Raw genomic sequence first — 10,896 nt, 5'->3', positions numbered from 1 at the left:
GACCGGGGGCTTTTTCGTCGCGGTGCGTAGCGGGTCCGGAGACGGTACTTGTATCGTCCTGGCCGTCGCCGCGATGGCTTAAATTCGCGCGCGTGGCTGATGTCGTGCCGTTCACGGACAACTTCTCGGATCTCTCCAACGCCCAGGGCTACCAGTTCGAGTTCCGCTGCGAGCGCTGCGGGAACGGGTACCGCTCGGCGTTCCAGCGGGACGCGATGGAGACGGGGCGCAGCATGCTGCGCGCGGTGGGCTCGTTCTTCGGCGGGACGCTGCAGCAGTTGAGCAGCTCCGCGGACCAGTGGAAGTACGACCGAGCGACGAACTCGTCGGCGAAGGACCGCGCACTGACCGCGGCCGTCGAGGAGATCACCCCGCGCTTCCGGCAGTGCCGGGACTGCGGCGACTGGATGTGCGCGGACCAGTGCTGGAACGAGGAAATCGGCCAGTGCCTGCGGTGTTCGCCAAGCGTGGCGGAGGAAATCTCGCGAGCACAGGCGGCGGCGCAGAAGGACCAGATCTGGGACAAGGCGCGCGAGAAGAACTGGACCAAGGACTTGGATCTGGGCACTCGCGCGAAACTCACCTGCCCGGACTGCGGGTTGAAGGTGGACGGCGGGAAATTCTGCACCGGCTGCGGGAGTTCACTGGCCCCGACTGTCCATTGTGGAGAATGCGGCAAGGAGTCGAAGGCGGGCGCGGTGTTCTGCGCGGAGTGCGGGCACCGGCTCTGAGGCCAGATCCTGACGAGGGTTCCGCACCGGCTGCCGGTCGCGGCGTCGCGCCCGCGGTTCAATGGCGTGCGAAGGCGTTGCCGACCATGGACTCGTGGTTGTCGGCGGCCTCGTTCCAGGAGACGTAGCTGAGCGAAAAGCCCCTGCCGGAACTCCCGACGGGGGCTTTCGCCTTGGTGGCTAAACAGTCGCGAGAGTCTCGCGCATCTTGCGGATCCGCCGGGGCGGGCGGGGCAGGTACGTGCGCTTTGCGAGGTACAAACCCGGAATGAGCCAGACCAAGGCCATCAGCAAATCGGTCGAGGCGGACGACGGCCGGTCAGCCTGGTAGGCGATGTCTCCCCACAATGGTCCCAGCGAGACCTCGACTGTGTCGCCCCTCCGGGGCAGATCGCCGACCCAGCCGACGGTGATCTGACGAGTGGTGCCGTCCTGGTTGACCGTTCCCCGCACGCTGGGCTGGTCGGTGATGCAGCGGTAATCGCCGGCGGTGCTGAAGCAACGCTGGGTGCCGCCCTCGCTTATCGTGGTGACCGTGAGCTGGACGTGGGAAGCCAGCCCGGTCATCGCCGCTGATGCGTTGACCGCGGGGCCGATCCCGATGGCCAGCAGACCGAGCGCGAGCAACGATCGCATGGTCAGCGAAATCGACGTCACCGGCTGCCGGTCGGCGGCTTCGCGGCGGCGGTTCACCGGCGTGCGGATCAAGCCGCGGCGCTTGCCGAACCAGGCGTCGTAACTCGTGTCGGACCGGGTGACGACGTCGTGGAAATCCCGGTCCCCACCCCATACTTCCCATACTGGCGCCGGAACGGCGGCCGCCAGCATCGCGAGGCGGCGGGAGTTGCCGAACATCCGGTCCTCGGTGAGGCCGCCGGTGTCCGTGGTCCACAAAGCGTTTCCGCGGAACGCCACTTGATGGACGCGGAACCACAGGTCGTTCATGATCAGTTCGCGGCATTCGCCGGTGAGCACCGCCGCGGCGAACTCCGGGTCCGACGTAGAGACGGAGAACCGGCGGTCGAATTCGGGGTCGACGGTGAAACTGTGCAGCGTCGTATCCGGCCTCAGCCAGCCGAACTGGTTGCGGACGATCCGGGCGTCCTCCAGGGGGGTGAAGAAGTCTGGCTCGAACGCCCGCGTGTTCGGCGAGATCATGAGAGCGGGCACCTGAGGGACGCGCAGTTCGACAACCGCGTTGATCGAATCGAGCTCTTCGGACACTTTTCCGAGGTGTTCGAAGGTCTCGTTCCGGATGGGCGATTGGGTCGAGTACTCCATGCCGAGCAGCCGGTGGCCTTGGTGCGTGAACTCGACAGTGATTCGCCGAGGCCAGGGATCGGGATGGTCGAGCGCCACCGCGCGGCCGTTGTGCGGCAGGAAACCGAAGGTCGGTTCTCCGGCCGAATCGAGACGTTTGATCCAGCTTCGTTGATGCCAGCCCCGCCACGAGATCAACGCGGTGACGACGAGCGGGAAGGCGATCCACGCGAACAGCGGGACCGAACTGGCCGTGCCGGCTGACAGCCAGTAAAGGCTCGTGAGCGAAAACGCGATCCCGGAGAGCGCGTAGCAGACTGCGGCCCTGGTCGAACGGCGCACCTCGAGCCAGTTCGCGAGCCACAGCAGGCCGAAGGAGAGCGCGTAACCGCCGACGACGAGCCAGGGACCGAGCAGATCCGCCATCCGCTTACTGGCCCATGTCGAGATCTTCGCGGGTTTCCTCGGAGCTTTGGCCGTTCCCGGGATGCTCGCGCTTGAGATAGTCGATTGTTTTGTTCGTCCCCTTGTAGGCGGCCTTGCCGGTGTACGCCGAGCCCTTCGACAGGTCGCCAGGGGTGATCCCGGTCGTTTCTTTGACGGTTTCGTCGAAGACCTTGCGCGGCACGCTCGTGAACACGTCTTTCGCCGCCTGCCCGTACGCGGCGCCCTGTGCGTTCAGGTCCTTGGCCAGAGCGCCGGTGATCGCCTTCTCCTGGCCGGGAGTCATGCCGACCTTGCCCGCCTTCGTGAGCTTCGAACCCTGCTTGACCAGATCGTCGCTCCACTTCATCAGGAAGCCCATGAACTTGTCGAGCAGCTTGCCGAGCTTGCCGAGATGCTTGGTGATTTTGCCGAGTGCGCTCGCCGCCTTCGCGACCGATGCCGCCATCGCCCCCGCGACCGACGAGCCGAAGCTCACGATCGAAGCGGCCAGCGCCGGCAGCCAGATGTAGATGAGCCAGCTGACCAGCTCCGAAATGATGGCCTTGACGACCTCTTCGATGACGGTCATGACCATCGACCACATCTGCAGCGTGTCGGCGACCGCGCCGGCAGCGGAGCCGATGCCCTCGATGCCCTGTGCGAACTCGGCCAGCGCCTTCTTGGCCGCCCCGCCTCCTTCGCCTTCCCAATCCTTGAGCGCTTCGTCCCCGACCTGGACGAACTCCTCGGCCAGGGTGACGAAGCCCTTGCCGATCGTGACGAAGTTGCCGGAGGCCGTCTTGAGCGCGGGGCCGTCTCCGGTCACCATGTGCAGCCCGTCCTGGAGAGGCTGAACCAGCTCGAGGAGCATGTTGAGGCCGTTGCTGACCAGCCAGCCCACCGGGTCGAGCGCGAAGCTGGCCATGTCCAAGGTCGCGCCTGCCACGAAGCCTGCGCCGTCCTGCAGCAACTGCCCGCTCGCCGCGGCGACATCACCGACGTCCTTCGCGGAGCCGAACTTCTTGTAGGCGTTTTCGATGGTTTCGGCGCCCTTGCCGACGACCGGCGCCTTCTTGACGGTGTCGCCGACATTCTTCAAGAAGCTGTCGTCGTAGCCTTTGAGATTGTTCTTGACGCCGTCGGCGACGCTGTCCTGCCCCATGCTTCCCCCTTGCTCAGAGCGGTCCGTCGATGTCGGCCTTGAACTTGCCGAAGGTCATCACGGTGTCCTTTTCATGGCCGTCGTAGATGCTCGCGGCCTGATTGAGCTTGCCCTGGAACGCGCCGACCCCGGTCTTCATCAGCTCCAGCAACTGCTTGAGCTCGTCGAGTTTGCTCGTATAGGTCTGCTTGACCGCCAGCCCGATCAATCCCCACGACCGGTCGGTGACGTCGGCCTGGTTCACGAGGTCGCCGAACTTGGCCGCCTCTCCCGTGTAGTGATCGAGGCCGGTGGCGTACTTCGTGATCGCGGCGGTGTCGACCTTGTGGCCGCCGTTCGTCGGGCTCATCGGTACCCCTCTTCGTCGTCGAACAAGTTCTTGAGGAACTGGTCGCCCGCCGAAGCCGAAGGCGGCGCCGGCGGGGGTGCCGGAGTCGCCCGGTTGCCGTCGCGAAGCAGATCGTGGTTCGCGAAGTCCTCGTCGTCCCGGGCCGGTGCTGCTTGCTGCGGCTGCTCCTCCGGCAGATTGGACTTCAGTTCTTCGACAGTGGTTCCCAAACCAGCTGCCTGAGCTTCCAGAACCTGATCGGACACGTTCAGCCCGAAGGCTGTGCCTACGTGCTCGTCGACGATCCCGGCCTGCTTGCGAGCGGATTCGGCGACGGCCTTGTGCAGGGTCGCCAGGATCGAGGTCGCCAGCTGGTCGGGCTGCTGCCGGAGCGCGTCCGGGGTGAGCCGGAGGTCTTTGATGGATCCGCTCGGGCCCGCGACGACGGTGACCGCCCGGTCCGGCGACATCACTTCGGCCTCGAGCGCGTTCAGCTCCTCCTGCATGTCGCCGACTTTCGCGAACTGCGCTTCGGCCTGCTTGAGCTTCGTCTGGAACTTGTCGAACTCCGCGACGAGTCGTTCCATCTCTGCCGACACCGACGGTCACCCCTTCCCCTGGTCCCTCACGTGATGTGCGGATTATGCCGCTTCTGTCAGGTTCGCGCCGCAGGGTCGGCGAATCCGGCATGGGTGATTCATCGCGGGGCCAAGGCGAGAGTTCCCGAAGATTGGTCACGAAAAGGTAACGAACATAACGGGCGAACGGACCGGTCCTGGCGGCCGAAGCGGCGAACATAGTGTGGGCCGAACGGAGCATCGCAGGTCAGCGCCGCGGCTTTCGGCGGCCGGGTCGAGAGGCTCGGGCAAGTCGGCCCAGTTCGTGGGATATTCACCCCTTCGGTCGATGTTCTCACGATTGATCACCGCATTGACAGTGCGTGCGGTTCGCCAGAGTATTTCGCGCATGTCCTTTCCGGTTGCCCTGGTGTGGCGTCTGCACGTGGATCTGCGCCAGCAGGCCAGTGCGCTGTGTAGGGATTCCTGACCTTTTCTCCCGGCCGCATCCGGCTGGTTGATTTCTCTTGCCCCGCAACGGGTTTCTGCTGCCTCGCGGGATGAACGCTTTCCCGGTTCCGGGTGTTTTCGCGCTGCCCGAAGAACGGGGAAGGAAGTGCCTTCGCGGGCGCTTCACGGGAATACGAACAGGGAGACACAATGCCATTCAGCTCCTCCTCGGGCGCCCCGCCCCGATGGCGGAAAGCGCTGACCGTCGCCGGCGCGGCCGCGCTCGCGATCGGTGCGGTGACCTACACCGGGTCCAGCACTAGCGCTTACGCCGACGTCCAAGTGGTCACCGACGCCAAAACCGCGTCCGACGGCAAGCAGTACTGGGTGCAGAACCACCTGGTCAGCAAAGACCTCGCCGCCCAAGCGCGTTCCGCGGACGGCACGCCGAAGAAATGGCTGCTGGTCTGGGCGGGCGACGAGAACATCGCCGACACCGCGGTGAAGGACGTCAAAAATCTGCCGGGTTCGCTCGGCGGCGGTCTCGGCAAAATCAAGAACGCCTTGCCTGGCCCCGATTTCCTCGCGGTGATCGACGCGACGCAGGGTTCGCCGACGTACGGCAAGGTGGTGAACACCGCGACCGTCGGGCCGCTCGTCGAAAACGAGCCGCACCACATGCAATACGTGTGGCACAAGGGCGACACGATCTACGCCGGTGCGTTGTTCGCCGCGGCGACGTACGCATTCGACGTGAGTGCGTTGCCCCAGCTGAAACTCAAGGGCATCAGCTTGCCGACGCAGACGCTCGGCGGTTCTGTGCCTGACGCGTACTGGGTGTTGAAGGACGGCACCGCGTACGGCACGTACATGGGCGGCCCGGTCGTGCCCGGTCCGTACGCGTACCAGGACGGTTCTACCCAGATCGGCAACGGTTTCGCCGGCAGTCCGGGCGAGGTCGTGCACTTCGACCAGAACGCCCAAGTGCTGTCGCAGAATCCGGCGGCGACTCCGCAGGGCGACAACGCGAAGCTGTGCGACAACCTGCCTCAGCTGGGCAAACCGTCCTGCGCGAACCCGCACGGCGTCCAAGCGCGCGAGGACCTCAACACCCTCGTCACCAGTGACTACGCCGAACCGCGCAACATCATTCTCGACCCGGTAAAGCAGCCGTCGCCGTATCTGCGCCGTCCGACGATCCGCACCTGGGACATCTCCGACCGCAACCACCCGAAGCTGAAAGCGGTGTCCTACCTGCAGGACGGGCCTCGGGCGAACCCGGCGGACCCGCTGCATGCGGAAAGCCGCGCGGTCATGGAGACCACGGTGACGAACCTGCCCGGCCACAAGGGCGCTTTCGCCGAGACGATGCAGGGCGGCGCGATCTTCTACACGCCGGACATCACGGCGAAGGATCCGCACTGGATCGAGGTGTTCGACGACGGCACCGCGGGCAAGCCGATCTACTCGCAGAACGACTCCAACGGGGCGAGCTCCAACGGCGGCTGGCTGCAGACCAGCCCGGACGACCGGTTCCTGTACCACGCGGTGCAGGGCAGGCAGAAGGGTGCGCTCGGCCCCGACGACCCCGGCACCACCGGCGGCGTCTACGTGCTCGACATCCAGAAGCTGGTCGCGGCGGGCGACAAGGTCGAGGACATCAAGGGCCGCGTCGACACCAAGGAGAAGGCGCAGCAGGGCGGCGGGGGAGACCTGCCGACCGTCGTCGGCTCCGCGCCGATCAACCCGGGCGTGCCCGGGGCGGGCCCGCACTGGGGCGCGTACGACAACTTCGCGCTCGGCCAGGACGGTTTCTACCACGAAACCACGCAGCCGCAGCACATCGCGGTGTCGAACTACTTCGTCGCCCGGTCCGGTTTGGACGGTGACCACAAGGTCAACCTGCTGAACCTGTCGCCGGACGGGAAGGTCGCGGTCGATCAGAACTTCCGCGACGAGTTCACCGGCCAGGTGGGCATCAACTTCAACCGGAAGTCGTGGCCGCACGGGGACTTCGGCAACGCCAAGCCGCACTCCGAGCTGTTCGTGGTCGCCGACCAGAACGTGAAGTAACCCCTTCCCGGCGCGCGGACGCCCGTCCGCGCGCCGGGATCTTCTCCGAAGAAGGTCTCCATGGATCACCACGTCACTCCGGTCGCTACCGGATCGTCCGGTGTGGACAGTGCCGCGCTGGTGCTGCGGCTGATACTGCTGCTGGCGACGGCCTTCCTCGCCGGCACCGGGATTCTGCGTCCGCTGGTCGGTCCGCTGCCGCGCAAGCTGTGGCTCACCACTGGCGCGCTGGGCGTCGGGTCGGCGGTGCTGGCCGCGGTCTCGGCGGCGACGGTCGACGTCAACCTCGTCGCGCTGATCGTGCACGTCGTGCTCGCGTTGGCAGTGCCGGTGCTGCTGCGGTGGCCCTCGGCGGGCCGTTGGGCTTCGCTCGCGCTTGTCGTGCTCGTGGTGTTGGAAACCTCTGTCGACGGCACAGGGATCTCCTTCGCCATCGACACCGTGTACGTCGCTGCGGCCGCACTGTGGTTTGGCGTGACGCTGCTGTCGGCGTGGGTGCCGGTCGAAGAGTGGCGGTCGACGCCGTTGCGCGTCGGTCCGCTGTCGGTCAGTCTCGCCGGACTGTTGACGCTCGCGGGCGTCGTGCAGCTCGGCGTCTCCGGGGTCGCCTTCGACCGACGGCTGTACGAAACGCTCTTCGGTCTCGCGCTGATCGTGGTGGTCCTGCTGCCCGCGGCGGTCACCGTAGTGTCGGCAATCTTGTTGTCTCGCAACGCTTCCCTACGTGGATATCGCTACGGCGTCGCTGGTGTGGCGCTTGGTTTCGTTGCGTGGAGCGCGCTCGCCGCCGTGCCGCAGCCTGCACCGCTGCCCGTGCCCGGAGTGCCGCTGCTTTCGGACGCGACCGTTGGCGGTGCGACCGTGCCGGTACTGGTCAGCCCGCACCGGCCCGGACGCAACCTCGTGCACTTCCCGGCGAGCGCGGGCACGGACCTGTCCGCTGGCGTCGAAGGCGGGATCGTGACCACCGCGGCGGCCCGGGCCGGTGCGGAAGGCAGCTGGGCCGAGGTCGAACTTCCGCCCGGACGCAGCACTCTCGTCGTGCACAAGGGCGATGCGACCGCCACGGTCGACGTCGACGCGGGCACCGAGGCAGGCCCCGCGGTGTCGGACGCCGACGCGCCGGAATGCGCGGAAGCCGCACTCGGCGGTCTGGTGGCGGAGAAACGCGAGGTGCTGACTAGCTGCCCGGCGGAGGCGTTGTCCCCGGAAGATCGCGGTTCGCTGGTGAAGCTGGTCGAATTCCTCGCGTCACGGAAGCCGTCGGCGATCACGCTGGTCGAGGACCGGTCGCCGCGGGGCAGCCAAGCCGCGCGACTCGTGCGTGACACGGCCGCTCGCGTCGGCCTGCCGGTGCGCCCGGACGCCGCGGCGGACACCGCGCTAGTGGTCGTCTCCGGCTGGAGCGACGGATACCTCGCGATGAGCCGCGCCGCCGAATCGCAGCGGCTCAAGCCGACCCACCAGTTCGGCCTGTACCTCGCGCCGTGGCTGCTCAATGGGCCGATCGTGAACGCCGTGGCCAGCGCGGCCCTGCCACTGCGCTTCGACCCGCGCGACCAGCTCGCGGTCAGTTACGCGGTGGCCGTCGGCAACAGCTTCGGCGGAGAAAGCCCGTCGCTTGGCGGTTTCCGGACCTGGCTCGGTCCACAGTGGACAGCGGTGAACGGCGAGGTGCAGCTGTTCGCGGCCGCGCAGGTCAACGCGATGCCGATGTACCCGAACGAACCGCACGCGCCCGGCATGCAGGCCGCGCGCGACTACGCCGGGCAGTGGATCCCCGACGGAACCATCGTCCCGATCAGCGGCGCGCTCCGCTGAGCACCTAGTTCCCCGAAGAACCCCGAAGAAAGGAAGACCCTGATGAAACGCACTGCCGTCCGGATCCTGCTGCCGCTTGCCGCGGCCGGGGCGTTCGCCGGATTCGCCGGGGGAGTGGCCGATGCCGTCACCCCGTCCGCCGCAGGTCAGGCCGCTGGCCTGCCGACCGGTGGCCTGCCTTCTTTGCCGACGGGTGGGCTGCCGTCGCTGCCGACCGGTGGCCTGCCTTCTTTGCCGACCGGCGGCCTGCCCTCGCTGCCGTCCCTGCCCACCCCAGGCCTGCCTGGCCTCCCGGGCGCCTCGACCGGCGGCAGCCCGTCCGTCTGGGTCGTCCCCGGCCTCGACGCGGGCAGCCTGCTCGGCCCCACCACGCAAGCCCCGGCGCAAGTTCTCGCGCCGGTGTTCAACGCCATCACCGCCATTTCCTGAGTACCGAAGGAGAAGCCCGTGAAGAAGACAGTCGTCCGCGCGGTCGCCGCCACCGCGCTCGCCGGAGCCGCGGTGCTCGGCGCCGCCGCGCCCGCGCTGGCCGCCACGCAGGACCAGCCCGGGGTCACCGTCGTCGACGAACCGGACACTTCGAACCTGAACAACATCTGGACGTTCGCCCCGCTGGGCGTCCCCGTGCTGGGCCTGATCCAGTCGCTGAACGGCGTCCCCGGCCGGATCCTGCCCGGCTGACCCCGACCCCGCCGGTGGTTCCCCTCGTCCCCGGGAACCACCGGCGGTCCCGGAAAGAAGGACCATGGACAGACAGCTGATCGGCCGGCTCGCGATCGCCGGGATCGCGGTGGCCGCCGTCGCCGCGGCAGTAGTGATCCTCGGCGACGACCCGACGCCAGCCCCGGCCACCTTCTCCGCGCCGGCCACCTCGGTGCCGCAGCGCGCCCCAGACCGCACCGTGACCCGCACCCTGGCCCCGACGACGTCCACCGCGCCGGCCGCGCCCGCGCCGTCCAGCTGGCAGATCACCTACGAACTCGCCGGTTCCGGCACCGCCACCGTGGTTTACGACGACAACGGCCTCGGCCTGGTGCACCAGGAGCTCTCCGTGCCCTTGCCCTGGAGCAAGACCCTGACCTGGCCGAAGACGGCCGTCGCGCCGACCGTGCAGCTGATGGGCCAGTCGAGCGGCCCGGTCGAATGCCGGATCTCGGTGAACGGCGTGCTGGCGCGGTCCGCGAAAGCCGCGGACGGCGAGGTCGCCAGCTGCGCCGGACGGCTTAGCTGAGGTCTTTGGAGAACCAGTGCTCGGCGTACTGGTCGTCGTTGAACGCCTCGACCTCCGCGTAGCCCATCGACGCGTACAGCGCGCGTGCTTCGACCAGATCGTCCCGGGTGTCGAGCCGCATCCGGACCGAGCCCAGCCGCTTCGCCGCCTCTTCGGCCGCCGTGACGATCAGCTTGCCGCCGCCGTGCCCGCGATGTTCCGGCCGGATGTACACCTTCGTCAACGCGCTCAGGCCGGGCTCGACCATCCGGACTCCTACACAACCGGCTGGTTTCCCGTCCCGGTAGGCCAGCAGGAACGCCCCGGTCGGCGCGGAGAGGCCGTCGCTGGGCTCGTCGGCCAGCGCCGCGTCCACCTCGGCGCTCGTGGCCGGACGGCCGTAATACCGCGACGCCACCTCGTCCATGTACTCGCGCAGGATCGCCGCGGCTTCCGGGTGTTCGGCCGGGATTTCGCTGATCTTCCAGTCCACGTCCCTCATCTTGGGGAGCCCGTCCACCGATTTCCCCGGCAGGTACCGTGCAGAACGGCAGGGGAACCGAACGAGGAGGCGACATGGACGGCAGCCAGAACGTCGACCAGCCGGGGGACAAGAAGACCGGCGGCAGCCACGCCGCGCCGGAGGGGGCTGGAGTGCACCCGCTGATCGATCTGTCGCGCGACCCCAACCCGGGCAAGCCCGACCACGCGAAGCCGGACGAGGACTGACCCTCGGGCCGGGGGGGGGGGGGGGGGGGGGGGGGGGGGGGGGGGGGGGGGGGGGGCTGGGGGGGGGGGGGGGGGGGGGGGGGGGGGGCGGGGGGGGGGGTGGGGGGGGGGGGGGGGGGGGGGGGGGGGGGGGGGGGGGGGGGGTACGT

The 10,896-nt window shown here is 68.0% G+C and carries 12 protein-coding genes; 7 read left to right on the top strand and 5 right to left on the bottom strand.

Going from position 1 to position 10,896, the window contains the following annotated elements:
* Positions 1 to 92: 92 nt before the first annotated feature.
* Complete coding sequence (locus tag ACZ63D_RS33270) at positions 93 to 731, top strand: zinc ribbon domain-containing protein (RefSeq protein ID WP_465358285.1); 639 nt, start codon at positions 93 to 95, stop codon at positions 729 to 731.
* Positions 732 to 911: 180 nt separating this feature from the next.
* Here the strand turns inward: ACZ63D_RS33270 and ACZ63D_RS33265 are convergent, their stop codons facing one another.
* The 4 genes from ACZ63D_RS33265 to ACZ63D_RS33250 are packed head-to-tail and all read right to left on the bottom strand — an operon-like array spanning position 912 to position 4,506.
* Positions 912 to 2,417: a hypothetical protein gene (locus ACZ63D_RS33265; RefSeq protein WP_465358284.1), complete on the bottom strand. Its 1,506-nt coding sequence runs from the start codon at positions 2,415 to 2,417 to the stop codon at positions 912 to 914.
* Between the two features lie 4 nt (positions 2,418 to 2,421).
* The gene (locus ACZ63D_RS33260) at positions 2,422 to 3,579 is read right to left on the bottom strand and encodes a hypothetical protein (RefSeq protein ID WP_465358283.1); all 1,158 of its coding nucleotides are present in this window, start codon (positions 3,577 to 3,579) and stop codon (positions 2,422 to 2,424) included.
* 13 nt (positions 3,580 to 3,592) lie between these two features.
* Positions 3,593 to 3,928 carry a type VII secretion target gene (locus ACZ63D_RS33255; RefSeq protein ID WP_344270069.1) on the bottom strand — a complete coding sequence of 112 codons (336 nt, stop codon included), beginning with the start codon at positions 3,926 to 3,928 and terminating at the stop codon, positions 3,593 to 3,595.
* The gene (locus tag ACZ63D_RS33250; protein WP_465358282.1) at positions 3,925 to 4,506 is read right to left on the bottom strand and encodes a YbaB/EbfC family nucleoid-associated protein; all 582 of its coding nucleotides are present in this window, start codon (positions 4,504 to 4,506) and stop codon (positions 3,925 to 3,927) included. The genes ACZ63D_RS33255 and ACZ63D_RS33250 overlap by 4 nt, the downstream gene beginning before the upstream one ends.
* A 618-nt stretch (positions 4,507 to 5,124) precedes the next feature.
* Between ACZ63D_RS33250 and ACZ63D_RS33245 the strand changes: the two genes are divergently transcribed.
* The 5 genes from ACZ63D_RS33245 to ACZ63D_RS33225 all read left to right on the top strand — a co-directional run bounded on the left by ACZ63D_RS33245 (position 5,125) and on the right by ACZ63D_RS33225 (position 10,039).
* Positions 5,125 to 6,987 carry a hypothetical protein gene (locus ACZ63D_RS33245; protein WP_465358281.1) on the top strand — a complete coding sequence of 621 codons (1,863 nt, stop codon included), beginning with the start codon at positions 5,125 to 5,127 and terminating at the stop codon, positions 6,985 to 6,987.
* A 60-nt stretch (positions 6,988 to 7,047) separates the two neighbouring features.
* Positions 7,048 to 8,808 carry a hypothetical protein gene (locus ACZ63D_RS33240; RefSeq protein WP_465358280.1) on the top strand — a complete coding sequence of 587 codons (1,761 nt, stop codon included), beginning with the start codon at positions 7,048 to 7,050 and terminating at the stop codon, positions 8,806 to 8,808.
* A 42-nt stretch (positions 8,809 to 8,850) separates the two neighbouring features.
* Positions 8,851 to 9,237: a hypothetical protein gene (locus tag ACZ63D_RS33235; protein WP_465358279.1), complete on the top strand. Its 387-nt coding sequence runs from the start codon at positions 8,851 to 8,853 to the stop codon at positions 9,235 to 9,237.
* An 18-nt stretch (positions 9,238 to 9,255) separates the two neighbouring features.
* Complete coding sequence (locus ACZ63D_RS33230; protein ID WP_182894656.1) at positions 9,256 to 9,489, top strand: hypothetical protein; 234 nt, start codon at positions 9,256 to 9,258, stop codon at positions 9,487 to 9,489.
* Positions 9,490 to 9,553: 64 nt separating this feature from the next.
* Complete coding sequence (locus ACZ63D_RS33225; protein ID WP_465358278.1) at positions 9,554 to 10,039, top strand: MmpS family transport accessory protein; 486 nt, start codon at positions 9,554 to 9,556, stop codon at positions 10,037 to 10,039.
* Here ACZ63D_RS33225 and ACZ63D_RS33220 read toward each other — a convergent pair.
* Entirely contained in the window at positions 10,032 to 10,511 is a 480-nt protein-coding gene (locus ACZ63D_RS33220) for a GNAT family N-acetyltransferase (RefSeq protein WP_465358277.1), read from the bottom strand. The genes ACZ63D_RS33225 and ACZ63D_RS33220 overlap by 8 nt on opposite strands.
* Positions 10,512 to 10,594: 83 nt before the next feature.
* On the opposite strand from ACZ63D_RS33220, the gene ACZ63D_RS33215 reads away from it, so the two are divergent.
* Positions 10,595 to 10,747 carry a hypothetical protein gene (locus ACZ63D_RS33215; RefSeq protein WP_100266685.1) on the top strand — a complete coding sequence of 51 codons (153 nt, stop codon included), beginning with the start codon at positions 10,595 to 10,597 and terminating at the stop codon, positions 10,745 to 10,747.
* Positions 10,748 to 10,896: the final 149 nt, after the last annotated feature.

Source organism: Amycolatopsis sp. NPDC104775 (genome assembly GCF_055583325.1).
Note: the sequence above shows the minus strand (reverse complement) of the source record. Positions and strands in the feature narration are given on the sequence as shown.